Source organism: Pseudomonas sp. P4_C4 (assembly GCF_056402055.1).
Genome location: NZ_JBFUID010000019.1, coordinates 44,131 through 69,435, shown reverse-complemented (window position 1 = coordinate 69,435; position 25,305 = coordinate 44,131). Strand labels below are relative to the sequence as shown.

The 25,305-nt window shown below is 58.3% G+C and carries 23 protein-coding genes, 1 tRNA gene and 2 pseudogenes; 11 read left to right on the top strand and 15 right to left on the bottom strand.

Annotated elements, in window-relative coordinates; all coding sequences use genetic code 11:
* Window positions 1-65: 65 nt before the first annotated feature.
* The 6 genes and pseudogenes from AC1DXW_RS12365 to AC1DXW_RS12340 form a co-directional block, all read right to left on the bottom strand.
* Window positions 66-434, bottom strand: a complete 369-nt coding sequence (locus AC1DXW_RS12365; RefSeq protein WP_007988063.1) for a hypothetical protein — start codon at window positions 432-434, stop codon at window positions 66-68.
* 312 nt (window positions 435-746) lie between these two features.
* Window positions 747-935, bottom strand: a complete 189-nt coding sequence (locus tag AC1DXW_RS12360) for a hypothetical protein (protein WP_032829518.1) — start codon at window positions 933-935, stop codon at window positions 747-749.
* A 146-nt stretch (window positions 936-1,081) separates the two neighbouring features.
* Window positions 1,082-1,402 (bottom strand): YbjQ family protein, encoded by a 321-nt coding sequence (locus AC1DXW_RS12355; protein WP_477752581.1) that lies wholly within the window; start codon window positions 1,400-1,402, stop codon window positions 1,082-1,084.
* A 39-nt stretch (window positions 1,403-1,441) separates the two neighbouring features.
* Window positions 1,442-1,857, bottom strand: a pseudogene (locus tag AC1DXW_RS12350) (6-aminohexanoate hydrolase); the annotation flags it as partial.
* A gap of 59 nt (window positions 1,858-1,916) precedes the next feature.
* A complete protein-coding gene (locus AC1DXW_RS12345; RefSeq protein ID WP_477752580.1) occupies window positions 1,917-2,249 on the bottom strand; it encodes a type II toxin-antitoxin system HicB family antitoxin in 333 nt (110 codons plus the stop codon).
* A complete protein-coding gene (locus tag AC1DXW_RS12340) occupies window positions 2,246-2,440 on the bottom strand; it encodes a type II toxin-antitoxin system HicA family toxin (protein WP_477752579.1) in 195 nt (64 codons plus the stop codon). Before AC1DXW_RS12340 ends, AC1DXW_RS12345 begins: the two co-directional genes overlap by 4 nt.
* Before the next feature lie 370 nt (window positions 2,441-2,810).
* On the opposite strand from AC1DXW_RS12340, the pseudogene AC1DXW_RS12335 reads away from it, so the two are divergent.
* A pseudogene (locus AC1DXW_RS12335) lies at window positions 2,811-3,044 on the top strand (IS630 family transposase); the annotation flags it as partial.
* A gap of 59 nt (window positions 3,045-3,103) precedes the next feature.
* Window positions 3,104-3,637 (top strand): polyhydroxyalkanoate synthesis repressor PhaR, encoded by a 534-nt coding sequence (gene phaR, locus AC1DXW_RS12330; protein WP_477752578.1) that lies wholly within the window; start codon window positions 3,104-3,106, stop codon window positions 3,635-3,637.
* A gap of 35 nt (window positions 3,638-3,672) precedes the next feature.
* Here phaR and phaP read toward each other — a convergent pair whose 3' ends face one another.
* Window positions 3,673-4,257 (bottom strand): TIGR01841 family phasin, encoded by a 585-nt coding sequence (gene phaP / locus AC1DXW_RS12325; protein ID WP_477752577.1) that lies wholly within the window; start codon window positions 4,255-4,257, stop codon window positions 3,673-3,675.
* 252 nt (window positions 4,258-4,509) lie between these two features.
* Between phaP and AC1DXW_RS12320 the strand changes: the two genes are divergently transcribed.
* Window positions 4,510-6,948 carry a DUF3141 domain-containing protein gene (locus AC1DXW_RS12320; protein ID WP_477752576.1) on the top strand — a complete coding sequence of 813 codons (2,439 nt, stop codon included), beginning with the start codon at window positions 4,510-4,512 and terminating at the stop codon, window positions 6,946-6,948.
* A gap of 26 nt (window positions 6,949-6,974) precedes the next feature.
* Here the strand turns inward: AC1DXW_RS12320 and AC1DXW_RS12315 are convergent, their stop codons facing one another.
* Window positions 6,975-8,084, bottom strand: coding sequence for an AraC family transcriptional regulator (locus AC1DXW_RS12315; RefSeq protein WP_477752575.1), 1,110 nt, complete (start codon window positions 8,082-8,084; stop codon window positions 6,975-6,977).
* Window positions 8,085-8,354: 270 nt separating this feature from the next.
* Here AC1DXW_RS12315 and phbB point away from each other — a divergent pair, with 270 nt between their 5' ends.
* The 4 genes from phbB to AC1DXW_RS12295 all read left to right on the top strand — a co-directional run bounded on the left by phbB (window position 8,355) and on the right by AC1DXW_RS12295 (window position 12,556).
* Complete coding sequence (gene phbB, locus AC1DXW_RS12310; protein WP_477752574.1) at window positions 8,355-9,101, top strand: acetoacetyl-CoA reductase; 747 nt, start codon at window positions 8,355-8,357, stop codon at window positions 9,099-9,101.
* A gap of 64 nt (window positions 9,102-9,165) precedes the next feature.
* Window positions 9,166-10,344 carry an acetyl-CoA C-acetyltransferase gene (locus tag AC1DXW_RS12305; RefSeq protein WP_477752573.1) on the top strand — a complete coding sequence of 393 codons (1,179 nt, stop codon included), beginning with the start codon at window positions 9,166-9,168 and terminating at the stop codon, window positions 10,342-10,344.
* Between the two features lie 160 nt (window positions 10,345-10,504).
* On the top strand, window positions 10,505-12,208 hold the full coding sequence (gene phaC / locus AC1DXW_RS12300) for a class I poly(R)-hydroxyalkanoic acid synthase (RefSeq protein WP_477752572.1): 1,704 nt from the start codon (window positions 10,505-10,507) through the stop codon (window positions 12,206-12,208).
* An 81-nt stretch (window positions 12,209-12,289) separates the two neighbouring features.
* Window positions 12,290-12,556: a hypothetical protein gene (locus AC1DXW_RS12295; RefSeq protein WP_477752571.1), complete on the top strand. Its 267-nt coding sequence runs from the start codon at window positions 12,290-12,292 to the stop codon at window positions 12,554-12,556.
* Window positions 12,557-12,866: 310 nt separating this feature from the next.
* Here the strand turns inward: AC1DXW_RS12295 and AC1DXW_RS12290 are convergent.
* A tRNA-Ser gene (locus AC1DXW_RS12290) sits at window positions 12,867-12,956 on the bottom strand.
* Between the two features lie 308 nt (window positions 12,957-13,264).
* On the opposite strand from AC1DXW_RS12290, the gene AC1DXW_RS12285 reads away from it, so the two are divergent.
* From AC1DXW_RS12285 to AC1DXW_RS12275, 3 genes are all read left to right on the top strand, one after another.
* Window positions 13,265-13,954 carry a crotonase/enoyl-CoA hydratase family protein gene (locus tag AC1DXW_RS12285; RefSeq protein ID WP_477752570.1) on the top strand — a complete coding sequence of 230 codons (690 nt, stop codon included), beginning with the start codon at window positions 13,265-13,267 and terminating at the stop codon, window positions 13,952-13,954.
* 212 nt (window positions 13,955-14,166) lie between these two features.
* Window positions 14,167-14,889: a lysophospholipid acyltransferase family protein gene (locus AC1DXW_RS12280; protein WP_477752569.1), complete on the top strand. Its 723-nt coding sequence runs from the start codon at window positions 14,167-14,169 to the stop codon at window positions 14,887-14,889.
* 161 nt (window positions 14,890-15,050) lie between these two features.
* The gene (locus AC1DXW_RS12275; protein WP_218431334.1) at window positions 15,051-16,022 is read left to right on the top strand and encodes a magnesium and cobalt transport protein CorA; all 972 of its coding nucleotides are present in this window, start codon (window positions 15,051-15,053) and stop codon (window positions 16,020-16,022) included.
* A 110-nt stretch (window positions 16,023-16,132) separates the two neighbouring features.
* Here AC1DXW_RS12275 and AC1DXW_RS12270 read toward each other — a convergent pair whose 3' ends face one another.
* The 3 genes from AC1DXW_RS12270 to AC1DXW_RS12260 all read right to left on the bottom strand — a co-directional run bounded on the left by AC1DXW_RS12270 (window position 16,133) and on the right by AC1DXW_RS12260 (window position 20,325).
* The gene (locus tag AC1DXW_RS12270) at window positions 16,133-16,855 is read right to left on the bottom strand and encodes an amidotransferase (RefSeq protein ID WP_477752568.1); all 723 of its coding nucleotides are present in this window, start codon (window positions 16,853-16,855) and stop codon (window positions 16,133-16,135) included.
* 95 nt (window positions 16,856-16,950) lie between these two features.
* A complete protein-coding gene (locus AC1DXW_RS12265; RefSeq protein ID WP_477760046.1) occupies window positions 16,951-19,095 on the bottom strand; it encodes a 3-hydroxyacyl-CoA dehydrogenase NAD-binding domain-containing protein in 2,145 nt (714 codons plus the stop codon).
* A gap of 24 nt (window positions 19,096-19,119) precedes the next feature.
* Window positions 19,120-20,325 (bottom strand): acetyl-CoA C-acetyltransferase, encoded by a 1,206-nt coding sequence (locus AC1DXW_RS12260; protein ID WP_477754164.1) that lies wholly within the window; start codon window positions 20,323-20,325, stop codon window positions 19,120-19,122.
* Window positions 20,326-20,927: 602 nt separating this feature from the next.
* Here AC1DXW_RS12260 and AC1DXW_RS12255 point away from each other — a divergent pair.
* A complete protein-coding gene (locus AC1DXW_RS12255) occupies window positions 20,928-21,749 on the top strand; it encodes a c-type cytochrome (protein ID WP_477754184.1) in 822 nt (273 codons plus the stop codon).
* A 118-nt stretch (window positions 21,750-21,867) separates the two neighbouring features.
* Here AC1DXW_RS12255 and AC1DXW_RS12250 read toward each other — a convergent pair whose 3' ends face one another.
* From AC1DXW_RS12250 to AC1DXW_RS12240, 3 genes are read right to left on the bottom strand one after another with little or no spacing between them, the layout of a single operon-like run.
* Complete coding sequence (locus tag AC1DXW_RS12250) at window positions 21,868-22,677, bottom strand: transglutaminase family protein (protein ID WP_477754165.1); 810 nt, start codon at window positions 22,675-22,677, stop codon at window positions 21,868-21,870.
* Window positions 22,674-23,624 carry an alpha-E domain-containing protein gene (locus tag AC1DXW_RS12245; protein WP_477754166.1) on the bottom strand — a complete coding sequence of 317 codons (951 nt, stop codon included), beginning with the start codon at window positions 23,622-23,624 and terminating at the stop codon, window positions 22,674-22,676. The genes AC1DXW_RS12250 and AC1DXW_RS12245 overlap by 4 nt, the downstream gene beginning before the upstream one ends.
* Before the next feature lie 12 nt (window positions 23,625-23,636).
* Window positions 23,637-25,046: a circularly permuted type 2 ATP-grasp protein gene (locus AC1DXW_RS12240; protein WP_477754167.1), complete on the bottom strand. Its 1,410-nt coding sequence runs from the start codon at window positions 25,044-25,046 to the stop codon at window positions 23,637-23,639.
* Window positions 25,047-25,305 lie beyond the last annotated feature (259 nt).

Sequence of the window (25,305 nt, the reverse complement as noted above, 5' to 3'; positions counted from 1 at the left end):
CGTGAAACGTTCATAAATGAAAAAGCCCGGCATCAGGCCGGGCTCTTTTCAAATCTGAATCAGGATCAGTGGCGCTTGTGACCATTGGCCAGGTTGCTGCCTACGCCGCCGCCCAATGCACCGCCCAGGCCTGCACCGATGGTGGCACCGGACTTGCCGCCAAGGCTGTTACCGATCACCGAACCACCGGCCGCGCCGACACCGCCACCGATAGCAGCGCTGGTGCGATGACCTTTTTTGGCGGCAACTGCGCTGCCCGCCGCGCCAGCGACGCCCGCACCAATCGCTGCACCAGTGCTGCCGCCCATCTTCTGGCCGACCACGTTACCCAACGCGCCGCCCAAGCCACCGCCCAGCGCGGCAGTGCCGTCACCAGCCATTGCACCTTGAGCAACCAGAAGCCCCAGAACCAGAGCAGGCAGTGTTAAACGCATGACAAAAACCTCAAACAATAGGGGTAAACAAAAAGGGGGCGAGATTGAATGCTTTTGCGCGGATAAAGTCCAGCACGCCGGTCCAACTTCGCGATTGGCGACGGTTGGACAGCATTTCTGGAAAAGGTTTTATGACGGACAAAAAAAAGCCCGCTGGGGAAACGGGCCAGGTGTTGCTTTCTAACGGATGAGTCGAGATTACGGAGACTGCTGTGAAAAGTTTGTGAAAGATCACCACTTTAAAATACTTGTCATAAAACCCTTTCAGACATTAAAAACCCCGTTCAATGAGGGGGTCTGCCTAACATTCGGTTACTTCCTGACCGGTGCTGTCACCTTGGGTAAGAATTTGCCCTTCAGTACCCGGCACGCCCTGGTCTTGATCTTGTCGACCTCTGTCTGGTCCTCGCCGAAACTGGCCACATACTGGGTCTGGCCACACCGCACGGAATTGTTGATCGGAAACTCTGCGCCATCGTCCTCGATATACGGATCAGCCATCTCTTCACCCCTTGTCAAAAAGCGGGATCGACACCGGCAAGCCCTTTTGCCGAACAATATCGACCGCCAAGGTTTTTGAGACTAGACGGTCACTAATGGACCTGCCGTTCTTATTTCCCCGTGAGCGACGAATGGCTTCTCACCTTTCACCCCAACTTGACCGCAGTCCCGGTCACGAACACCACGACCATCCCGCCTTTGCCGGCCGGCATACTGATCTCATAATCAAGCCCGACCACCGCGTCCGCCTGAAGCGCCTGCGCCCTCTCCTTGATTTCATCGGTGGCCTGAATGCGTGCTTCTTTCAACGCTCGCTCCAGTGTCTGGGAGCGTCCGCCGAAAAAATCGCGCATCCCGGCAAATACGTCTCGAACAATGTTGATCCCTTGCACCGACTCGGCGCTGACGATGTCCAGGTAGGCGGTAATTTGTCGGCCTTCAATGGAGTGGGTTGTGGTGGTGATCATGGGTGTTCCTTGCTGTTCAGAAATTCAGCCAGCACATCAAACGCCGAAATAGCGCTCGTAGACAACTTTCCCGCGAGGGATTGCTCCCAGGTCATGGGTGCCCTGGCGCCAAGCGGGACGAAACTGATCCCGTCGATATCTTTGCGTAGTGCTATCTCCAGAGGAACCGGAGCCCCCAGGCCGCGAGAAACGTTGATCGTCGGCATCAGTTGCCGAAAGTTCGAAACACTCCAGCGCATTGCCGGGAACTGGAAATAGCTGCCGTCTTCAAAACGCACAGTGCGATCAGCGGGGGGTGGCGAACCGACCATCCAGCCGAGTTTGGCAGGGTCACTGGCTTCAGCGTCGGGAAAAGTTGCAGGGGCGGATGCGAGGGCCATTGATGACATGGCAACAATCGACACAGCCGCGATGAGCTTGGCTGCGCCGCGAAAACTGGCGTGAGGATGGAGCATGATATCGATTCCGTTCGAAGAGTTTGAGCAGTCTACAGCCGGATCGGCTTATTCACTGCTTAAGCATGCGCCTCGCGATCAAGAACATCAGCAACCCACTGATTGATACTTTTGTGGGCTAACTGAGCTTTCACAGCAACCGTCGCGTGAAGGGCTGGGGCCAGGCGCAGACTGAGATGGCCTGAATAGGGTTTCTGTGGGGTGCGGCCGAGTTTGGCGCAAGTCTCCAGATAATCGGTGACGGCCGCTTCAAATGCGGTGCGAAGTTCTTTGACTGACTCGCCGTGAAACCCGACAACATCCTTGATGCCCGCAATGTGGCCGACAAACAGACCGTCTTCATCGCTGTATTCGATCCGGGCTGAGTAGCCGTTGTAGTTCATTACGTTCACGGGGTAACTCCTGCTTGTTCAAGAAAAGCCCGGGCGTCACGCACCTGATAGGGCTTGGCTTCTTTGTCGGGGTGCGGCCGGTGGAAGGTGGCGACCACTGCGTTCAGTTCAAAACGTACTCGCGATCCATTACCTTCGATGGTTATGGCCCCTGCAGCGCTGAACAAGGATTCGATGCGGGACCACTCCATGGTGGCCGGAGGTGGGTCTTGAAAATATGGCTTTGAGGGCGCTGAGTTGTTTATTGTTCATGGTATTAAATCATGATACCGCACGAGATTTAGCAACCGCGAATGACATCGCTGATGCGTGGGAGCAGCCTCTGACACGTGCGTAAAAAAACGCCGCTTATCCAGATCAGGAAAGCGGCGTTTTTGTGTGGAAGGGTTTGTTTTGCACGGCAAGCAGGATATCGGGGTGACTCTCGCCGGGCTTGTAGGCAATTTCCGAGAGTTGCGTAAAGCGTTACGCTTGCTGCGTTTTTAGCTGGTCCCTCCCCCCCCACGCTAATCTATGTGGCGATCACAGAAGCGCACCCTGTTTGCTCAGCGTTGCTTAGCCAACTTAGGAGCCGGTGCACAGAGTGTTGGATTAACGCCCAGAGACATCAGCAATCAGCCCAGCCCCCAGAACCTGTGGTGTTCAAATGACGAAAACGCTATCCGCAGGCGGGTCTTGAGGAATTGAACGCCCCTGCCTCGAAGTGGCCAGCCTCGCAAGCTCAGCACTCAAAAGATGAAGAAAGTTCGTACGCTGACCACCCAGCGCGTGCCGCGTGAGGCGACGCATTGGAGTGGCAGTGGTCAGAGTAGGATAAGATGCCTGCAAATCAGGCTCGCTGTGAGTAGCCCCACATGACAGATAACAGTCGGAACACCACCCGTCTGATCAAGAAGTACCCGAATCGCCGCCTGTATGACACGCACACCAGCAGTCATTTGACCCTTGCGGATATTCGTCAATTGGTCATCGATAAAATCCCCTTCGAGGTGGTCGACGCCAAGACTGGCGAGGATCTGACCCGAAGTATTTTGCTGCAGGTCATTCTGGAAGCCGAAAGTGGTGGTGAGCCGATCTTCTCCATTGAGATGCTCATGGGGATTATCCAGTTCTACGGTCCTTACCAGGGCGTCCTCGGCAGCTACCTGGACAAAAGCATCCAGACGGTCATCGACATCCAGACCCAGACCGGCGCTCAGTCCTCTGAAGCCTGGGGTGAGTTCATGCATCAGCAAGCACCGGTCATGCAGGATTTGATGCGCCAGTACGTCGACCAGTCAAAAGCCCTCTACCTGAACACTCAGAACCTCTTTGGCCTGTTCGGCGGCACACCGTCAGGCAAGCCAGGCGCGGGTGGCGGGTCGAAAAAAAATGGCGATGGGGAATAAACCCATCGCCATCGGTGTAACCGTTCTAACTTGACTTACTTGTTACCGCTTGTTGCCTTGCCAGTCTCTGGCGCGGTTTTCCCGGCTGCGGCAGTCGCTGCAGTTGCTGCAGTCGCTGCCTCGAAACCGCTCTGGGCAACGTCAGTAGCCTGTTTTACGGCTTTCTGTGCGCTTTCAAAAACGGTGCCAGCATTGGCCAGCGACGACTTGAACGCTGCCACAACAGGCTCGGAGCCAGCCGGTGCATTCTTGCTGATCACTTCAACGAACTCTTGCACCTGCTTGGTGCCCGCCTCGACCTGACGCGTGGTCAGTTGGGCGATTTCCGACTGGGTGCCAACAATCAGCGCGTGTACTTGACGATTGAACTCAGCCAGGCGTTCGGCTTGCACATTTGGCTGGGTGAAAGAAGCCTGGAGCTCAGCGAACCCTTGTGGATCACGGACTGCCAGCAGTTTGCGCAAACCGTCGAACTGCTCCTCGGTGGAGGCCTGCAGAGTCTTGATCTGCAATTGGGTGAGCTGTTCAACGCTGGCGAAGATTTTGCCGCTGATTTGCTGCAGGAGGTCTAGGTTGGCTTTCTGAGCGTCTTGCAATTTTTCCGAGTTAAAAAAAGTCATGCTTGAATCTCCTGATTCTGAAAGGCCGACATGAGCCTGAGGACGCGATAGCGATCCTGCCGATCATCGCGTTAGCCTTGATATTGCAGTGCACAAATTCGTTTGGCAATGTTTTTTTGTGCACCGCACAATAATCTTTCACCTCCCGCCACTATTCGCTATAGACTCCTGAAAGGCGAACGGCCAGCCAAGCTCTCTTTAATGATGAGATGCAGGCGAGCTGCTTCTCATGCATAAAGCCAGGAGATCACCATGGGCCAGGAAGATATTATTGCATCGCAATATGACAGACTCTCCTCTCAACGCGGTCTGTTCGAACACCTGAGTCATCTGCAGCGCCTCAATACCCTGAACGTCCTTGATGCTTTGCGCCAGCGCCAGGAAAAAACCCTCATGCCTCTGAAGCGGGGCCAACTCAGACAACCCACGCCCGCTGACTGGCAGGAATACTTCACCGACCTCGCTCAACGCAGCCTGCTGTTCTGGGACACCCTGCGCCAGCGCGGCGACAATACACTGGCCCATGAACGCGCCGGGTATCCGCTGCTGCTCAAGTTCGATCATGAAACCCTGATCGCAGGCGCCGATCTCCCGCGCCCGGTCAACTATTCACTGCTGCAAATCCTCCCCGGGCCAGAGCAAAAAATCGACAGCAACGGCCAGCCGGTGATCATCATTGACCCACGCGGCGGCCACGGCTCGGGAATCGGCGGTTTCAAACAGGATTCGGTATTAGGCGAAAGCCTCAGAGCCGGCCACCCCACCTATTTCATTTCTTTCAGTCACTCGCCACAGCCTGGGCAAACCCTGGCCGATATTGTCGAAGCCCAGGCCCGGTTCATCGAAGTCGTCAGTGCCCTTCACCCGGCCAACAGCAAGCCGATCATCATCGGCAACTGCCAGGCCGGTTGGGCCTTGATGGGATTGGCGGCAACACGGCCGGAACTGCCAGGGTTGATCATTATCAATGGTGCCCCCTTGTCGTACTGGGCCGGTGTCAATGGACGCAATCCGATGCGCTATACCGGTGGCCTGCTGGGTGGCGGCTGGATGGCTCGCCTGGGCAGCGACTTGGGCAATGGCCGTTTCGACGGTACCTGGCTGGTCAGCAATTTCGAAAACCTGGACCCGGCCAACACCTATTGGGGCAAGTACTACCAGTTGTTCAGCCAGGTCGACAGCGAGGCTGCACGCTTCCTCGACTTCGAACGCTGGTGGGGCAGCCCGACCCTGCTCAATGGCGAAGAAATCGAGATGATTGTCGATGACCTTTTCATCGGCAACCAGTTGTCCGGCGGTCTCGGCCGCAAGAGCTCCGGCATTGACCTGAAACGGATCGAAGTACCGGTGGTGGTGTTCTGCTCCTACGGAGACAACATCACCCCTCCACAGCAGGCATTGAACTGGATCGCCGATGTCTATCCCAGCGATCTCGCTTTGCATGACGCAGGACGTACCATCGTCTACCTGCGGCACGCCAGCATCGGCCATTTGGGCATTTTTGTTTCCGGCAAGGTGGCGCAACGTGAACACCGTGGGTTGCTCGGTGCGGTGGAAGCCATCAATGCGCTGCCGGCAGGGCTATATGAAATGCTGATCGACGATCTGCCGGCCGCCTCAGGCAGCGGTGACGTGCAATACCGAGTGCGTTTCGAATCAAGGCGAATCGCCGATATCCATGATGACGTCGAGCCGACTCGTGATGACGATCGCGAATTCTCTCTGGTGGAGCGTGCGTCTGAAATCAACAGCACGCTTTACGACGGGTTCATACGCCCGTGGCTACGTCAGATAGTCAACGAGCCGGTTGCCGAACTGATGCGCAGGACGCATCCCTTCCACCAACAGCAAGTGCTATGGAGCAGCCTGAACCCGGCGCTGTGGTGGTTGGCCGGGACCGCCTCCCAAGTCAGCAGTGATCGTCGTCCTGCACGCAAAGATAACCCGTTGCTGGCCTGGCAGGAGCTGTTCTCCAACCAGACGCAAGACGCCCTGAATGCTTATCGCGATATCCGCGATGCCACCCAGGAGCTGTGTTTCTATGGCATTTACGGCGCACTGAGTGTCCTCACCAGCAACAAGCCTGTGCGAAATCTCCAGGCACATGCTGATCAGCAAGACCAAGCCCTGATCGAACGCCTGCAGGATGCACTGCCCCATGGGGGCCCGCTGGAAGCGTTGGTGCGGATTCTGTTTTTGCTGGGCCGCGACAGCGACAAGGCGGGCAAGGAAAGCATTGAAAAACTGATCCAGCAGGTGCATCTGCTGGTCCAGGACTACAGCAATGAGCCTGCTGCCCTGCGCGAAGCCATCCGGTTGCAGAACCTGCTGGTTTTTGCCCACCCACAAGAAAGCTTACGCAGCCTGCCCTTGCTACTCCCGGACACCAAGGCACGCCAACAGGTCCTCGCAGCCGTTGGGCAATTGATGCCCGAACTGCTGACAATTACTGGAGCTGAACGGGAATTCTGGCGTGAACTGCACGCGCTACTCGAAGTCCCCCTGCCGGGCTTCAGCCTGACCCAACCGCCCAGTGAAACAGATGTCATTCAGCAGGCGCCCCCTCTGGAGCCATCCCCGTTTGTGGCAGTGCTGCCGTCGGAGATCACACCGGCGCCCGCCCCCGTCATCGTAGCTAAAGCCCCAAAACGCAAAGCGAGCAAAAGGACAAAAGGTCCAAAGTCTCAATGAACGCCTCAATGCGCCTTCACAAGGGACTAGCGGTGCATCCGTTTGGCGAAGCCTGCGATCTTTTGATCTCTGCGCAAACCGACGGGGTTCATGAGTCTAACCGGCGCGAGTTCCTCGAGCATAAGCAACGACTCGTCGGTTCGATACTGACCGGGGGTCATACCGAACCAGCGGGTGCATGCCTTATGGAAGCTGCTGTGATCATGAAAGCCGAGCAGGTAAGTCACATGCTTCATGTTGAAATGAGAATGGCGCAAATAGAAGTCGGCCAACTGCCGGCGCACATCGTTCAGGACATCCTTGAATTGTGTGCCGTCCTTCTCAAGGCCTCGTTGGAGCGTTCGCTTGCTGATGCTCAGTGCCGCAGCAATCGATTCCATATCACATTGGCCTTGCCCCTGGCTCAAGCGCTCGTTAATCAGCGCGCGAACCCTGCCAACAATAGAGTAGCCGGACAACAGGTCCAATTGAGCCTCGGCAAAACTGTCATGGAGTATGGCCAACGCCTCGTTGGCCATACTCAAAGGACTCAGAAGCTCCTGGCCATCGAACAAGATGCTGTCATAAGCCGCCCCGAAACGCAGCGGACAGCCAAACAACCGTCGATGCTCGGAGGTATCTTCAGGTTCGGGATAAGTGAACTCCACACTCAACGGTTGCAGCGACTTGCCACCCGCCAGCCAACGGCAGAAACCCAGCAGCGACGCCAAGCCTGCATCCGTATATTGCCGGGGTTTGACCGAGCCAGGTTGTTGATGCTCGAGGCTGGCCAGTCGGTAATGCTGCTGCTCCGGGACAAAGAAAAGGCTTAGTCCGGTGCCAATCAGCGGGCTGAAACGAACCAGACGTTCAAGCGCCCTTTTCAGATTCGAACTGGACATCATCGTGTAGCCCACGATCTGAAAACTGCTGGGATGGAATTCCCCGTAGGCTTTCAAACCGATATTCAGATCATCCGAAGCCTGAGCAGCCAGGTCCCAAAGACGATAGATAACGCTTCGCTCGCAGAATGCTCCTGGTTTATTCACGAACTCGACATCCAGTCCCGCCTCTTGGCACAGACCGGCAAGGTCCAGTCCTTGGGCCAAAAACGTATTTGCCAGCATGCTGGCATAACCTGAACTCATTCTATACATGGCGTCCTCAGTGACCAATGGAACCGAACGTCCTGTCCGGAGCCGATACTGACATGCGTTGAACATATTTCAACTACGTTGCAGGAATATTAACCATCCATTCAGTTTCAAACATTGACCCCAGTATAGGTACTCCTCACTTTTTGCCAGCGAGCACCTCCCCGCGTGGCACCAATGGACATGAAAACGTCACCTTCAAACACTTCCGCACGGCCCGTCGATATCGAACAATCATCTCTCCTGCAGCGCAAAAAAAAAGGAAGTAGAAATATGGAGTCGCGTAGTCGTATTGCTGTGGTAACGGGTGGTATGGGCGGCATTGGTACGGCAATTTGCCAGCGTCTGTACAAGGAAGGATTCAAGGTAATCGTCGGCTGCAGCTCTGATTCCAGCCGCAAGGACGACTGGATTGCCAGTCAGCTGGCGGCGGGTTATCAGTTTGAGTGCATCTATGGCGACGTCACCGATTGGGAGACGACCCGCAAGTCTTTCGAGATGGCTCGTGAACAATTCGGCCCGATCGATGTGCTGGTCAACAACGCCGGCATCACTCGCGACGCCTCTTTTCGCAAGCTCACCCCGGAAGACTGGAACAGCGTGATCGGGACCAACCTGACGGGCATGTTCAACACCACCAAGCAGGTCATTGAAGGCATGCTGGCCAACGGGTGGGGGCGGATCATCAATATCTCCTCGATCAACGGTCAGCGTGGCCAGTTCGGTCAGACCAACTACTCCGCCGCCAAGGCTGGCATCCATGGTTTCACCATGGCACTGGCCCGGGAAGTCTCCGGCAAGGGCGTGACCGTCAATACCGTATCCCCAGGCTACATCCAGACCTCCATGACTGCGGCAATTCGTCCGGACATTCTCGAAGGCATGATCGCAGCAACTCCGGTTGGTCGCCTTGGCCAACCCGAAGAGATCGCCTCAATCGTAGCCTGGCTGGCTTCCGATGAGTCCGCCTACAGCACCGGTGCCGATTTCTCGGTAAACGGCGGCATGAACATGCAGTAACCCCGATCAGGGCAGGAATGCCCTGGTTTGTTCGACGAATTTTGTCTTTTCGATGAGGTCACGCATGAACGAAGTCGTAATCGTTGCCGCTACTCGTACCGCCATTGGCAGCTTCCAGGGTGCTCTGTCTGCAATTCCCGCGACCGAACTGGGTGCCGCAGTGATTCGCCGCCTGCTTGAGCAGACCGGTATCGATGCTGCTCAAATTGATGAAGTGATACTCGGCCAGGTACTCACTGCCGGCGCTGGGCAAAACCCGGCACGCCAGACAGCGATCAAGGCTGGTTTGCCACACACCACGCCTGCCCTGACCCTGAACAAGGTCTGCGGCTCCGGTCTCAAGGCGGTCCATCTCGCCGTCCAGGCAATCCGTTGCGGCGACGCGGAACTGGTCATCGCTGGCGGCCAGGAAAATATGAGTCTGGCCCCCTATGTTCTGCCCAAGGCACGCACCGGCCTGCGTATGGGCCATGCGCAACTGCAAGACAGCATGATCCAGGATGGCCTGTGGGACGCCTTCAACGACTATCACATGGGTATCACCGCTGAGAATCTGGCGCAGAAGTACGAGATCTCTCGTGAAGCACAGGATACCTTCGCTGCCGCCTCGCAACAGAAAGCCGCCGCAGCCATTGAGGGAGGGCGTTTCCAGAGCGAAATCACCCCGATCCTGATTCCTCAGCGCAAGGGCGAACCGCTGGTCTTCGACACCGACGAACAGCCGCGTATCGACAGCACTGCGCAAGCGTTGGCGAAACTCAAACCGGCATTCCAGAAAGACGGCAGCGTGACCGCCGGCAACGCTTCGACCCTCAACGATGGTGCGGCCGTGCTGTTGCTGGCCAGCGCCGCTAAAGCACAAGCGCTCGGCCTTCCGGTACTGGCACGGATCAAAGCCTATGCCAGCGCCGGTGTGGACCCGTCGATCATGGGCATCGGCCCAGTCCCGGCTACACGCCTGACCCTGCAAAAGGCCGGCTGGAGTGTCGAGGACCTGGACCTGATCGAAGCCAACGAAGCCTTCGCCGCCCAGGCGCTGGCGGTTGGCAAAGAGTTGGGTTGGGACACCAGCAAAGTCAACGTCAACGGCGGCGCTATCGCCCTTGGCCATCCGATCGGCGCGTCGGGGGCACGGATTCTGGTGTCGCTGGTGCACGAACTGATCCGTCGCGACGGCAAGAAGGGGCTGGCCACTTTGTGCATCGGCGGCGGACAAGGCGTCGGCCTGGCTATCGAGCGCTAACCAACGGCATCTGAGTAGCCCATGCGCGGACTTGGGACCCTTGTTCCGCGCATCAGGTTGGCGTCAGTCAACGCTGCCCGCATTCCTGCCGTCGCTATGTCGGAGTCCGGCAAAGCGCGGCTTTTTTCTGCCCGGCTCATCTGTATGGGCAAGGAACTTTATGGACAACAACGCACATACATTCAAAACCTATTGGTCAGGCCAGGTTCCGTTCATCGCTTCCTTTGCAGTGCAACAATTACGCCTATGGGTCAGCACTAATCCGTGGTTTTCCGGGCATGAGCACGGCGCCTGGTTCGAGCTGCCTCGCGAAACCCTGGACAGCCTTCAAGCGGACTACCAGGTTCAATGGGGCCAACTCGGCCAAAAACTGCTGACCGGCCAACCCTTCAGCTTCGATGATCGACGCTTCTCCAGCGGCAACTGGAGCGAGCCACTGTTCGGCTCCCTCGCTGCGTTTTACCTGCTCAACGCAAGCTTTCTCCTGAAACTGCTGGACAAGCTGCTGATCGACGAAAAAAAACCGCGCCAACGCCTGCGCTATCTGGTGGAGCAAGCCATTGCCGCCAGTGCGCCAAGCAATTTCCTGGTCAGTAACCCTGATGCGCTCCAGCGTGTGGTTGAGACTCAAGGTGCCAGCCTGCTCACAGGTATGCAGCATCTGGCCAGCGACATGAACGAAGGCAAAATGCGCCAGTGTGATAGCGACGCCTTCAAGGTTGGCGTCGATCTGGCGAACACCCCCGGCGAAATCGTCTTCGAGAATCACCTATTCCAGCTGATTCAGTACTACCCGCAAAGCGAAACCCAGTACCGACACCCGGTATTCGTCGTACCTCCGTCGATCAACAAGTACTACATCCTTGATCTGCGCCCGGACAACTCGATGGTCCGCCACCTGCTGGAACAGGGACATCCCGTATTCCTGATGTCCTGGCGCAACTTTGACGAGGAACACGCTGGTACCACCTGGGATGACCTGATTGAGCACGGGGTAATCGACGCCTTGCAGGTGGCCCGCGACATCAGTGGCGAGCAGCGACTCAATTGCGTGGGCTTCTGCATCGGCGGCACCCTGCTGAGCACGGCGCTGGCAGTACTTGCTGCACGCGGCGACAGGGAGATCGCCAGCGTGAGCCTGTTCACCACGTTCCTTGACTACCTGGATACCGGTCCCATCGACATATTCGTCGACGAAGAACTGGTGGCCTATCGAGAGCGCACCATCGGCGGCATGAATGGTCCCATCGGTCTGTTTCGTGGTGAGGACATGGGCAATACCTTTTCCCTACTGCGCCCCAACGAGCTGTGGTGGAACTACAACGTCGACAAATACCTCAAGGGGCAGAAGCCGATCCCGCTTGATCTGCTGTACTGGAACAACGACAGCACCAACCTTCCGGGGCCGATGTACTGCTGGTAYCTGCGCCACACCTATCTGCAGAACGATTTGAAATCAGGCGAGCTGGAGTGCTGTGGGGTCAAGCTTGATTTGCGTGCAATTGACGCTCCCGCTTACATCCTCGCCACCCATGACGATCACATCGTGCCTTGGAAAAGCGCCTACGCCAGCACCAACCTGCTCTCCGGGGCCAAGCGTTTTGTATTAGGAGCTTCAGGGCATATCGCCGGCGTCATCAATCCACCGGCCAAGCAGAAGCGCCATTACTGGACCAATAATCGGGTCTCGAAAAACCCGGAAACCTGGTTCAAGAATGCTGAGCAGCAACCCGGTAGCTGGTGGAATGATTGGTTCAACTGGCTGGCGGGACACTCCGGCGAGCGCCAACCAGCGGTTGCGCACATAGGGAATGACAAATTCCCGCCTCTGGAGCCGGCGCCAGGCAGTTATGTAAAGCAATGAAAGACTGAAATGCCCTGCTGCATGACTGCATGCAGCAGGTCAACTGCGGATCATTTGTTTCGGTACAAGGAGAGAGGCCCCATGAGCACCGCGTTGCGCATCAACGAAGCACTTTTGATTGCGGGCCACGCATTCGAACCTTTTCAATGCGTCGCCTGGGCCGCGCAAGGCGGTAATGGCGAACTGAGCCTGAGCATCATCGACCGGGCCAACACTCGTATTTGTCGCAAACAGATTCCAACCAGTACCTATTCCGACCCGGCACAGCTGGAAATTCTGCTGGAAGAGGTGCGCGCCGAGTTGAGCCAGGAAGGCTACAAGCTACAGTCCTGGACAATGCCAGAGTAAGCATTCTCGCGGACCGCGACCGGTGATCCGCCGGATACTCCACTCTCAAGATCATCGAAGGCAGCCTCATGCACCTGGTGTTGGAATCAGCCAGTCGTGCAGAGGGCCATGCCTTGGGCTTTCGCGATGCGGGGATCATCACTGAAATACAATGCGTCGAATGATGCGCACCGCTTGGAAACTGTCGAAAAATCAGCCTTTGGTCGCAAAGCACTGAGCCGTCCAGGGTATGGGCCAAAGCATGGGCTGAATTTTTCAGAACCGCAGAAACGAAAAAGCCCCGAATAATCGGGGCTCTAACGTTTAAATGTGGCGGTGAAGGAGAGATTCGAACTCTCGATACAGTTTCCTGTATACACACTTTCCAGGCGTGCTCCTTAAGCCACTCGGACACTTCACCGTATCTCTTCAAACAAGTTCTGTCTGTCGAGGCGCGCTAATGTAGTCGAAAGCTTTTCCGATGGCAAACATTTTTTTCAGAATTTTCATGCGGTTAACGCGGTTCAGCGTTTCCCGTCACTCCGGGCCATGGCAAACCGGCCAATCTCCGGCTTCGTGCCCTCTTCTATATAGAGGGGAATGCGCGGCAGGCACGGCGGGTCAGGCCTGGCGGGCAGGCAAAGGGTGACTGGCGGGTCAGTCACGGCGCTTTACCTGGCCTGCGGCGGTGGGTAACGTCTGCCCAACTTTATTGAAAGGAATAGCGTCATGAGTGAGTTGATTTCCTACCATCTCGAAGACGGTATCGCGACCCTGACCTTGAGCAATGGCAAGGTCAATGCCATTTCCCCGGATGTGATTGCCGAGCTCAACGCTGCGCTGGATCAGGCCGTGACTGATCGTGCGGTGGTGATCATTACTGGCCAGCCRGGCATTCTCTCCGGTGGTTATGACTTGAAGGTGATGACGGCCGGCCCTAAAGAAGCCGTGGCACTGGTGACCTCCGGCTCGACCCTGGCCCGCCGCCTGCTGTCGCATCCCTTCCCGGTGATCGTCGCGTGCCCGGGGCATGCGGTGGCCAAGGGTGCGTTTCTGCTGTTGTCGGCCGACTATCGCATCGGCGTAGACGGTCCGTTCAGCATTGGCCTTAACGAAGTGCAGATCGGCATGACCATGCACCACGCGGGTATCGAGATTGCCCGTGACCGCCTGAACAAAGTGGCGCTGCAGCGTTCGGTGGTCAACGGCGAGATGTTCAATCCACAAGGCGCCGTGGCGGCCGGTTTCCTTGATGTCGTGGTCTCGCCTGAAGAACTGCAGGGCGCGGCACTGGCGGCGGCTCGCCAGTTGAAGAAAATCAACATGACCGCGCACAAGAACACCAAATTGAAAGTGCGCAAAGCACTGCTGGAGGCTCTGGACAACGCAATCATCCAGGACCAGGAACATTTGGGTTAAACCCGAATCTGCAACAACGAAAGCCCGACCGTCGTGTCGGGCTTTTTCATACATGTCTGTGTTAAACCTCTGTAACCGCTCTAGACTGCTTCTGACCGACTGGTCGGAAACATCAGCACAAACATCGGCTATCTCCCACTTCCCTGGCAGTAATTGCCGAAAACAGTGCACATCCGTACACTGCGCCACCTTTTGTCCCGGTGGGCCTGTAGATGCTGTTTTTGTTTCGTATGTCATTGATGGGCCTGCACTTTATCGTGGCGGGTGTGCTGGGCGTGATTCTCGGCCTGTGCCGGCCATTCAACCCGGACAACAGCCGTCTGTGCGCACGCCTGTACGCATGGCCGGCCATGTGTATTTTGCGTTTGCGGGTGAAAGCCGACGTCGGGCCGTTGATGGATAAACCGGACAGTTGCGTGATCATCGCCAATCACCAGTCCAACTACGACCTGTTTGTGTTTGGCAATGTGGTGCCCCGCCGTACCGTGTGCATCGGCAAAAAGAGCCTGAAATGGGTGCCGCTGTTCGGACAGTTGTTCTGGCTGGCCGGCAATGTGCTGATCGACCGCGGCAATGCGCACAAGGCGCGCAACTCGATGTTGACCACTACCCACACCCTGCAAAACAAAGACACCTCGATCTGGGTTTTCCCGGAAGGCACACGCAACCTGGGTGAGGACTTGCTGCCCTTCAAGAAAGGCGCCTTCCAGATGGCCATTGCCGCCGGGGTGCCGATCGTGCCGGTGTGTGTCAGCAGTTACGTCAAACACATGCGATTGAACCGCTGGCGCAGCGGGAAAATCCTGATTCGTTCGTTGCCAGCGATCCCCACCGCCGGATTGAGCCTGGACGACATGCCCCTGCTGATCGCCCAGTGCCGCGAGCAGATGCGTGAATGCATCGAGTCGATGGACCGGCAACTGCAAGCCGCCTGAACAAGAAAACCCGCCTGGTGCGGGTTTTCTTTTGCCTGCGAGTCTTTCCCCCAGAACTCGCCAGATTTAACTGACTCTCAACCATTGCGAGGCTAAGCTGATCCACACTGCCATTGCATTTGTTGCCACTTGAAAGCTGCCAAAAGAAGTGAATCACCATCATGGGTAGAGTTGTTGCTTCAGCGGTTTATAGCGCCGGTAAGAGAGTCACCAATATCACCCTCGACGAAGGCGCAGCCTGGGCTGCCAAGCCCGGACACTTTGTCTGGATCGGCCTCGAAGAGCCGAACGCCGAGGAACTCTACAATCTGCAACGCCAGTTCAACCTGCACGAACTGGCGATCGAAGACGCCCTGGAAAAGCACAGCCGGCCGAAGCTGGAAACCTTCGGCGATGCACTGTTCATCGTGACGTATTCGCCCATCCGCCATGAAGGCAAACTCGAGTTCATCGAGACACATATCTTTGCCGGCAATGGCTACATCATTACTGCGCGCAACGGCCACTCAGCGTCCTACGCCCATGTCCGACAACGCTGTGAGGCGCGTCCGCTGTTGCTTGAGCACGGGGAAGATTTTGTACTCTATGCCATCCTCGATTTTGTGATCGAGAACTACCAGCCGATGGGCGAAGCCATTCACGGGGAAATCGATGAACTGGAGCGCAATGTGTTGTGTGGCTCGCTGAATGATTACGACATCCAGAAGCTACATGGCCTGCGTCGTGATGTTTTGCGCTTGCGTCGTTATGTGGCCCCGATGATTGAGATAGGAGAGGAATTGCAGAGGCTGAGCTTCCCGTTCATCGACAAGAACATGCGGCCGTACTTTCGCGATGTGCAGATTCATGTAACGCGGCAGATGGAAGACCTGACGACGCTGGCGGATATTGCCAGCCAGACGATTGAGGTCGGGGTGCTGTTGGAGGCCTCTCGCCAGAGCGTGGTGCAACGCAAGTTTGCGGCCTGGGCGGCGATTCTGGCTTTCCCGACGGCGGTGGCGGGGATTTACGGGATGAATTTCCAGAACATACCGGAGTTGAGCTGGCACTACGGGTATTTCGGAGTGCTGGGGTTTATTACGGTGGGTTGTCTGGGGTTGTGGGCGAGTTTCAAGAAGTCGGGGTGGCTTTAAATCCAAGGCGAGTGCTTCGCACTCGATCGCGAGCAAGCTCGCTCCCACAGTGGATCTTCGGTGTTGCAGAGATCAATGTAGGAGCGAGCCTGCTCGCGATGCTTTTAGTTTCAATCAGCTGCTGGCTTGTGCGCCACAAACCGCATCATCCACTCGGCCACCGTGGCGCCGTGGTGTTCCTGTTCCAGGCTCGCGATACCTTTGGAGTAGACCTGCTCACCCAGTGCCTGCTGGCGAATCTCCAACAAGGCGCGGGAGTAGTCGTGGATGAACTCCGGATGCCCCTGGAAGCACAGCACCTGATCGTTGATGTGGTAGGCGGCATACGGGCAGAAATCGCTGGAAGCGATGACAGTGGCGTTCTCCGGCAGTGACGTAACCTGGTCCTGGTGACTGATCAACAACGTCAGTTCTTCGCGCACCGGACTCATCCAGGGCGCCTTGGCGGCCAATTTGTAGTTGTGGGTGCCGACGCCCCAGCCTTGGGTCGCACGCTCGCTCTTGCCACCGAGCAGCAGTGCCAGCAACTGATGACCGAAGCAGACGCCCAGCAACTTGTCGCCGCGCTGGTAGCGGGTCAGCAGATACTTCTTGAGGGTTTCGATCCACGGGTCGGTGCCGAAGGAGTCGGCCTTGCTGCCCGTCACCAGGTAGGCGTCGAACGTCAGGTCGTCGCTTGGGTATTCACCCTGCACCACGTTGTAGACGGTGAACTCGGCGGCAATCGGCTGCTGCGAAAACAGGTGTTTGAACATCTGCCCGTAGCCCTGATATTGGTCAACCAATTCCGGACGCAGGTGGTCGGTTTCCAGAATGCAGATGCGTAACGACATAAAAAATACCTGACACGTGATGGGAATAATGCACACCTCAGAGCCTGCCTTGAAACGCTGTGACAAGGCAAGCCCCGAAATGCAACATCTCCCCCTTAGAACGCCTCCCCTTTGGCCGCCTTCTCCAGCAGCAAGGCGGGCGGCGCGAACCGCTCGCCATATTGCTTCGCCAGATACTGGGCGCGGGCAACGAAGTCCTGCACGCCGTACTGGTTGATGAACTGCAGCGCACCGCCGGTCCAGGCGGCGAACCCGATGCCGAAGATCGAGCCAACGTTGGCATCCGCCGTGGAGGTCAACACGCCCTCCTCCACACAGCGCACGGTTTCGATGGCTTGCACGAACAGCAAGCGATCACGCACATCCTTCGGCGAAATCTGCCCATCGGTTTTCTCGAAGCGCGCCTTCAACTCCGGCCACAAGTGTTTCTGGCCGCCCACCGGATATTCGTAGAAACCTCCACCGGCAGCCTTGCCCGGACGCTTGAACTCATTGAGCAGCACGTCAATCACGGCAAATGCCGGGTGTTCTATCAGCGGTTTCCCTTCTGCTTGCAAGTCCTTGGCGGTTTGCAGGCGGATATGGCTCATCAGGCTGAGGGAAACTTCGTCAGAGATCGCCAGCGGTCCTACAGGCATGCCGGCTTTACGCGCTTCAGTCTCTATCATCGCCGCGTTGATGCCTTCACCCAGCATGGCGATGCCTTCGTTGGTGAAGGTGCCGAACACCCGCGACGTGAAGAAACCGCGGCTGTCATTGACCACAATCGGGGTTTTCCTGATTTGCAGGACGTAATCGAAGCCGCGGGCCAGGGTTTCGTCGCTGGTATTGGCGCCCCTGATGATTTCCACCAGCGGCATTTTTTCCACGGGGCTGAAAAAATGCAGGCCGATGAACTTGCTCTGGTCGGGCACGGCGCACGCCAGGCCGCTGATCGGCAAGGTCGAGGTATTGGAGGCGATAACCGCGTCCGCGCCGACGACCTTCTGCGCTGCCAACGAAACCTTGGCTTTCAAATCTCGATCCTCGAATACGGCCTCGATGATCAGGTCGCAACCGGCCAGGTCGGCATCGCTTTCGCTGGTTTGAATGCGTGACAGAACGGTGTCGCGTTGCTCGAGGCTCATTTGTCCGCGAGCGACTTTCTTGTCCAGCAGCGCCGCCGAATGCGCCTTGCCCTTCTCAGCCGCCGCGAGGTTGATGTCCTTGAGCACCACCTCGATACCCGCCAACGCGCTGACAAACGCGATACCGGCGCCCATCATCCCGGCACCGAGCACACCGACCTTGCGGGTGACATAAGGCGCAAAACCTTGAGGCCGCGAGCCGCCGGCATTGATTTCGTTGAGCTGGAACCAGAACGTGCCAATCAGGTTTTTCGAGACCTGGCCGGTGGTCAATTCGGTGAAATAGCGGGTTTCGATCAGGTGTGCCGTATCGAAATCCACCTGGGCGCCCTCGACCGCCGCGCAGAGGATTTTCTCCGGCGCGGGCATCGTGCCCTGGGTTTTGCTGCGCAGGATCGATGGCGCAATCGCCAGCATCTGCGCAATTTTCGGGTTTGACGGTGTGCCGCCCGGTATCTGGTAGCCCTTCACGTCCCAGCGCTGTACCGCCGTCGGGTTGGCGAGAATCCACGCCCGCGCCTTGGTCAACAGGTCTTCTTGATCGGTCGCCAGCGCGTCGATCAATCCTGCCTGCAACGCTTGTTGCGGTCGCAGTCTCTTGCCTTCAAGCAGATAAGGCAGGGCTTTTTCCAGGCCGAGCATGCGTACCATGCGCACCACGCCACCACCGCCCGGCAGCAGACCGAGGGTGACTTCCGGCAGGCCGAGTTGCACTGATGGATTGTCCAGCGCCACGCGGTGATGGCAGGCCAGGCAGATTTCCCAACCGCCGCCCAATGCGGCGCCGTTGATCGCGGCGACCACCGGCTTACCGAGGGTTTCCAGGGTGCGCAACTGGCCCTTGAGGGTCAGCACCATGTCGTAGAAGGCCTTGGCCTGGGGTTTGCCGACCTTGATCAGTTCGTTGAGGTCGCCGCCAGCGAAAAACGTCTTCTTGGCCGAGGTGATGATCACACCGGCGATGCTGTCTTTGTCGGCCACCAGGCGCGCAACGCAGTCAGCCATGGCTTCGCGGTACACCGCGTTCATGGTGTTGGCGCTCTGACCGGGCATGTCGATGGTCAGGACAACGATCTGGTCCTGGCCTTTTTCGTAACGAATGGCTTCGTTCATAAGTGGGTTCCTTGAAGTCCGGGCTCAGAGGCGTTCGATGATGGTGGCAATGCCCATGCCGCCGCCGACACACAGGGTCGCGAGGCCATAACGCAGGCGTCGGGCTTCCAGTTCATCGAGCAGCGTGCCGAGAATGGCGCAACCGGTGGCGCCCAACGGGTGGCCCATGGCGATTGAGCCGCCATTGACATTGACCTTGTCCGGATCGACGGCCATGTCCTTGATGAATTTCAACACCACGGAGGCAAAGGCCTCGTTGACCTCGAACAGATCGATGTCTTCAACCCGCAGCCCGGCCTTGGCCAGCGCCTTGCGGGTCGCCGGCGCAGGGCCGGTGAGCATGATGGTCGGGTCGGTGCTGGTGACCGCAGTGGCGACAATCCGCGCCCGGGGCTGCAAGCCCAGCGCCCGGCCCTTGGCTTCGGAGCCGATGAGCATCAGCGCCGCGCCGTCGACGATTCCGGAACTGTTGCCTGGGGTGTGGACGTGGTTGATCCGCTCGACGCGGCTGTAGACCCGCAGTGCGGTGGCATCGAAGCCCATCTGCCCCATCATCTCGAAACTTGGCTTGAGCTTGCCCAGGCCTTCCAGGGTCGATTCGGCGCGGATGAACTCATCGTGATCGAGCAGGACGATGCCGTTCTGGTCCTGCACCGGCACCAGCGACTTGTTGAACGAACCGTCGGCCCGCGCCCGCGCAGCCTTTTGCTGCGAATGCAGCGCATAGGCATCGACGTCCTGACGGCTGAAGCCTTCAAGGGTGGCGATCAGGTCGGCGCCCACACCCTGTGGCGTGAATTGACTGTGCAGGTTGGTCGCCGGGTCCAGCGCCCAGGCCCCGCCATCGCTGCCCATCGGCACCCGGGACATCGACTCGACACCACCGACCACCACCAGGTCTTCGAAGCCGGAACGCACTTTCATCGCGCCAAGGTTCACTGCCTCCAGCCCCGAAGCACAGAAACGGTTGATCTGTACTCCCGCCACGCTGACATCCCAATCGGCCACCTGAGCGGCGGTCTTGGCGATGTCGGAACCTTGATCACCAATCGGTGTCACGCAGCCGAGCACCACGTCATCGACCTGACTGGTATCCAGAGCCGTGCGCCGTTGCAGCGCGGTGAGCAAACCGGCAACCAGGTTCACCGGCTTGACGCTGTGCAAGGCGCCATCGGCCTTGCCTTTGCCACGGGGCGTGCGTAACGCGTCGAAAATCAATGCTTGGGTCATGACGTCCTCGAACCGCAGTGCAGATGGGTAAATACCGAGTGCCCACTCTTGGCCCGAGCCACGTTTGATTCAATGACCGCAGCGCTCACAGACGTTGACGCTCACGCTCAGACGGACGGTAGTCAGCTACCGGATTAACCGATTCAAGACACCAAGCTGTCTAGCCAACGGGCGCCAAAGAAGCTGGCAATAGGCCTCATACCTTTTTTAAAGCGAATCGTAACGACTCCATATGAAATGGATCTAAACCAAGCGCAACGCGGGCTCTAAGGTGAACTTGTACGAAGTTGTCGTCGGGTTTTGCCGAGGCGCTCGTCACTACAGGAAGTGCAACGCTCTGCCACCATGGAGCTATGCGGGCAGGCATCAGGAAATAACAAAAAAGGCGGTCAAGCCATGTTCAAACAATCGAAAGTACGTCAAGCCGGGCTCATCCTTTTCGCCACCACGCTGTTGTTGATATTGCCGAACCTGACCAAGGTGATCGGCTAGTCGCGTCTAAAAGATACGGCGTCACAGTTTTTGAATTGCCACTCTCAAAATGTGACTGGCCCGCTACCCGGGCCAGCGTGGCTGTGCCAATCTTGCGGCACTTGCACGACATGGACTGCGATCACTTGAAAATGCTCATTCTGCTCGGGGCCGTGCTGTTCGGCTCGCCCCTGTATGCCGCACAGCTGAACCTGGAGCTGGGCGCGAACAGTCGCACCTGGCAGACCGAGCAATTGCTCAAGCATCCTCAGGCTCAAACCATCAACATCAGTAACGACGTTTCCTACAAGCGGGACATGAGCTACCGCGCCGTGCCCTTGTCCGCGCTGCTGAACGGCATCAAGCCTGAGGACCACCTGCAAGCCGTGGCCCTGGATGGCTTTGCCGCCGAAATGGCCGCGGCGCCGTTGCTCAATACCCAGGGGGCACAGGCGTGGCTGGCGATTGAAGACCCGGCCAAACCCTGGCCACCGCTGTCGGAAGGCAAGCCAGGCGCCGGGCCGTTCTATCTGGTCTGGAGCAATCCGCAGGCCGGCAACATCAGCCCCGAACAATGGCCGTTCCAGGTGGCGAGCATCAAACGCCTGGCGCCCGTGGCCGAGCGCTTCCCTGCCCTGCTGCCCGATCCGGCGTTGAAGGCGGATGATCCGGTGAACAAGGGATTTGCGTTGTTCCAGAAGAATTGCCTGGCCTGCCATCGACTCAACGGCGCCGGGGACGCGCAATTCGGGCCGGACCTGAATATTCCGTACAACCCGACCGAGTACTTCGGCGCGGACTTCCTCCTGCGCTACATTCGCGATCCACAGAGTTTGCGCCAGTGGCCGCAGGCGAAGATGCCCGGGTTCTCGACCGAGGTGTTGCCGGATGGGGATCTGGGGATGCTGGTGGAGTATTTGAAGCACATGGTGGGGCGCAAGGTGAAGCCGTAACAACATAGTACCTGTGGGAGCGAGCTTGCTCGCGATGGCGTCATTTCAGTCAGTACTTTTGTGACTGACACTCCGCTATCGCGAGCAAGCTCGCTCCCACAGGGATCACCTCTGCCTGTTACTGCTGCTGCACTGAAATCACCGGCGCCGGCGTCGGTGAAACCAGTACCTTGGCGTGCATCTGCTCACACCCGCCGCCCCGGCGCATCCCGCGCACCGGACAGGCATCCAGGTAGTCCAGGCCCACCGCCAGCTTCAGGTGACGTTCCGGCCGGGCCAGTTCATTGGTCACGTCGAAGCTGTACCAGGCATCATCCAGCCAGGCTTCGGCCCAGGCGTGGCTGGCCAGGTGTTCGCTGTTTTCGCTGTACAGATAGCCCGACACATAACGCGCAGGAATGCCCAGGCTGCGGGTACAGGCGAGAAACGCGTGGGTGTGGTCCTGACACACACCGGAGCGTCCGGCAAAGGCCTGGGCCGCGCTGGTGTCCACTTCCGTGGAGCCCGGCGTGTAGGTCATATGCTGGTTAAGGCCATGCATCAGATCGATCAGCGCCGTGCGATCGCGGCGCTGCCTGCATTCCTTCTCGGCGAACGCACGCAGGGCGGCATCGGCTTCGGTCAAACGGGTGAAGCGCAGAAACGGCAGCGCCGACTGGCTCTCGTGTTCGGCCTCACGCCATTCGTCGATATCGACCTGGCCACGGGCGCCGATGATGATCGCCTCGTGCGGTTCGTCCATGGTCAGCACATGCAGGATGTTGCCGAACGGATCGAGTTGCGCCCGCACCGGACGCGGCAGGTCGAGCTGCCAGCTGAGCACGTGCTGACGCTCGCTGTCGTGGGGAGTCAGGCGCAGATACTGGATGCTCGCCCGCACCTTGTCTTCGTAGTGGTAGGTGGTCTCGTGGCTAATGGAAAGTCTCATGCGGCCTCCAGATAAGAACTGTGAATCGCGTTACCCAACTGGCGCACCAGCGGGATGAACTCGGTCAGCCAGGCGTGCAGGCCTTCGTCAAGAATTTCGGTGATGCCGGTGTAGCGCAGGCGTGCGTCCATTTCTGCCGCCAGGCGTTGTGCTGGACGACCATTGGCCCCCGGTAATTGCGCGAGGATCAGGTCGATTTCTTCGGTGCAGGCGCGCAGGGATCGCGGCACATCGGCCCGCAACAACAGCAATTCCGCCACATGCCGGGCACCGGGGGCATCGCGGTAGATTTCCGTGTAGGCCTCGAACGACGACAACGCCCGCAACAACGCGCTCCATTGGTAATAGGCGTGAGCGGTGCCATCGCTGACCGCTTCGGCTTGGTCGCCGGCCATTTCGTAGCGGGCATCGAGCAGGCGCAAGGTGTTGTCCGCCCGCTCGATAAAGGTCCCCAGACGAATAAAGCGAAACGCATCGTTACGCATGATGGTGCCGTAGGACGCGCCCCGGAACAGGTGGGAACGTTCCTTGATCCACTCGCAGAAACGGCTCATGCCGTAGCGACTGAGGCCCTGTTCGGCGATGCCGCGAATTTCCAGCCACGTGGCGTTGATGTTTTCCCACATGTCGGCGGTGATGCGCCCACGCACCGCATGGGCGCTGGCCCGTGCGGCACCGAGGCAGCTGTAGATGCTCGCCGGGTTGGCCGCATCCAGGGCGAAAAAATGCAGCAGCCGTTCGGCATGCAATTCACCATGGCGCTCCAGGTAATCGTCCAGGGTGCCGGTGATCAACAGTGGCATGGCCAGTTCGTGCAAACCGTCGCCACGACCGTCTTGCGGCATCAGCGACAGCGAATAGCTGATGTCGAGCATCCGGGCGAGGTTTTCCGCCCGCTCCAGGTAACGCGACATCCAATACAAATCCGAGGCAGTTCTACTTAACATGACAGGCTTCCTTTAATCCTCGACCACCCAGGTGTCCTTGGTTCCGCCGCCCTGGGAGGAATTGACCACCAGGGAGCCTTCGCGCAGGGCGACGCGGGTCAAGCCGCCGGGCACGACCCGGGTTTCACGACCCGACARGACAAACGGCCGCAAGTCGATGTGGCGTGGAGCGATGCCGTTTTCGACAAAGGTCGGACAGGTCGACAGCGACAGCGTCGGTTGCGCGATATACGCATGGGGCTTGGCGATGATCCGCGCGCGGAAGGCTTCGATTTCCGCCGCCGTCGCCGCCGGCCCCACCAGCATTCCGTAGCCGCCGGAGCCCTGAGTTTCCTTGACCACCAGTTCTGGAAGATTGGCCAACACGTGGGAAAGCTCAGACGGATTACGACACTGCCAGGTCGGCACGTTCTTCAGGATCGGTTCTTCGTCCAGATAGAAACGGATCATGTCGGTAACGAACGGATACACCGACTTGTCGTCCGCCACCCCCGTGCCGATGGCATTGGCCAGCACCACGTTGCCGGAACGGTAGGACGACAACAGCCCCGGCACGCCAAGCATCGATTCCGGGTTGAAGGCCAGGGGATCGAGGAAGGCGTCGTCAAGGCGACGATAAATCACGTCAACCGCTTTCGGCCCGTCGGTGGTGCGCATGTAGACCTTGTCGTCACGCACGAACAGGTCAGCGCCCTCCACCAGTTCCACGCCCATTTCCCGCGCCAGGAACGCATGTTCGAAGAACGCACTGTTGAAGCGCCCCGGCGTCAGCACCACCACGCTCGGGTTATCGATCGGGCTTGAGCTTTTCAGTGTGTCGAGCAGCAGGTTCGGGTAATGGTCGATAGGAGCGATGCGTTGCGCCGCGAACAGCTCGGGGAACAGGCGCATCATCATCTTGCGGTCTTCGAGCATGTAGCTGACGCCGCTCGGTGTGCGCAGATTGTCTTCGAGCACGTAGTAGGTGCCATCGCCGTCACGCACCAGGTCGACGCCGGAGATGTGCGAGTAGATATCGCGGTGCAGATCCAGGCCCTGCATCGCCAACTGGTACTGCTCGTTGGCCAGCACCTGCTCGGCCGGAATGATGCCCGCCTTGATGATGCGCTGTTCGTGGTAGAGGTCGGCGAGGAACATGTTCAACGCCTTGACCCGCTGGATGCAGCCGCGCTCGACGACGCGCCACTCGCTGGCGGGGATGCTGCGGGGAATGGTGTCGAAGGGAATCAGGCGCTCTGTCCCTTGCTCATCACCGTAGAGCGTGAAAGTAATCCCGGCGCGATGAAACAGCAGATCGGCCTCGCGTCGCCGTTGTGCCAGAAGCTCGTCAGGCGTCTCGGCCAGCCAACGGGCAAACTCCCGATAATGCGGGCGGACCTGGCCGCCGGCATCGTACATCTCATCAAAATAGTTGCGGATCATGCCGTACTCCTTGTCACTCGGACGTCCAGACCTTCGCAAGGCCCGTGCCATCGGCATAAACGCTTAGATTTCAATCGGTTGGATAATCAAGACGCACGCGCCGCACCAATCCTGTGCGACAAATGCCCCAACCTGATTGCCCCCGCTTCATTGCAAGGCGCTGTGATCGCCTATCACCAGCATAGTCTGTAGGAGCCAGCTTGCTGGCGAAGGGGCCCCTGAGTCATGCGTCGCTCTTCGGGGACGCCTTCGCTGGCAA

Bases quoted from the DNA above. Each gene is read 5' to 3' on its own strand.
- AC1DXW_RS12365 (WP_007988063.1), bottom strand. From the start codon at position 434: ATGCGTTTAACACTGCCTGCTCTGGTTCTGGGGCTTCTGGTTGCTCAA.
- AC1DXW_RS12360 (WP_032829518.1), bottom strand. From the start codon at position 935: ATGGCTGATCCGTATATCGAGGACGATGGCGCAGAGTTTCCGATCAAC.
- AC1DXW_RS12355 (WP_477752581.1), bottom strand. From the start codon at position 1,402: ATGATCACCACCACAACCCACTCCATTGAAGGCCGACAAATTACCGCC.
- AC1DXW_RS12340 (WP_477752579.1), bottom strand. From the start codon at position 2,440: ATGGAGTGGTCCCGCATCGAATCCTTGTTCAGCGCTGCAGGGGCCATA.
- phaR (WP_477752578.1), top strand. From the start codon at position 3,104: ATGACAGATAACAGTCGGAACACCACCCGTCTGATCAAGAAGTACCCG.
- phaP (WP_477752577.1), bottom strand. From the start codon at position 4,257: ATGACTTTTTTTAACTCGGAAAAATTGCAAGACGCTCAGAAAGCCAAC.
- AC1DXW_RS12320 (WP_477752576.1), top strand. From the start codon at position 4,510: ATGGGCCAGGAAGATATTATTGCATCGCAATATGACAGACTCTCCTCT.
- AC1DXW_RS12315 (WP_477752575.1), bottom strand. From the start codon at position 8,084: ATGTATAGAATGAGTTCAGGTTATGCCAGCATGCTGGCAAATACGTTT.
- phbB (WP_477752574.1), top strand. From the start codon at position 8,355: ATGGAGTCGCGTAGTCGTATTGCTGTGGTAACGGGTGGTATGGGCGGC.
- AC1DXW_RS12305 (WP_477752573.1), top strand. From the start codon at position 9,166: ATGAACGAAGTCGTAATCGTTGCCGCTACTCGTACCGCCATTGGCAGC.
- AC1DXW_RS12295 (WP_477752571.1), top strand. From the start codon at position 12,290: ATGAGCACCGCGTTGCGCATCAACGAAGCACTTTTGATTGCGGGCCAC.
- AC1DXW_RS12280 (WP_477752569.1), top strand. From the start codon at position 14,167: ATGCTGTTTTTGTTTCGTATGTCATTGATGGGCCTGCACTTTATCGTG.
- AC1DXW_RS12275 (WP_218431334.1), top strand. From the start codon at position 15,051: ATGGGTAGAGTTGTTGCTTCAGCGGTTTATAGCGCCGGTAAGAGAGTC.
- AC1DXW_RS12270 (WP_477752568.1), bottom strand. From the start codon at position 16,855: ATGTCGTTACGCATCTGCATTCTGGAAACCGACCACCTGCGTCCGGAA.
- AC1DXW_RS12265 (WP_477760046.1), bottom strand. From the start codon at position 19,095: ATGAACGAAGCCATTCGTTACGAAAAAGGCCAGGACCAGATCGTTGTC.
- AC1DXW_RS12260 (WP_477754164.1), bottom strand. From the start codon at position 20,325: ATGACCCAAGCATTGATTTTCGACGCGTTACGCACGCCCCGTGGCAAA.
- AC1DXW_RS12255 (WP_477754184.1), top strand. From the start codon at position 20,928: ATGGACTGCGATCACTTGAAAATGCTCATTCTGCTCGGGGCCGTGCTG.
- AC1DXW_RS12250 (WP_477754165.1), bottom strand. From the start codon at position 22,677: ATGAGACTTTCCATTAGCCACGAGACCACCTACCACTACGAAGACAAG.
- AC1DXW_RS12245 (WP_477754166.1), bottom strand. From the start codon at position 23,624: ATGTTAAGTAGAACTGCCTCGGATTTGTATTGGATGTCGCGTTACCTG.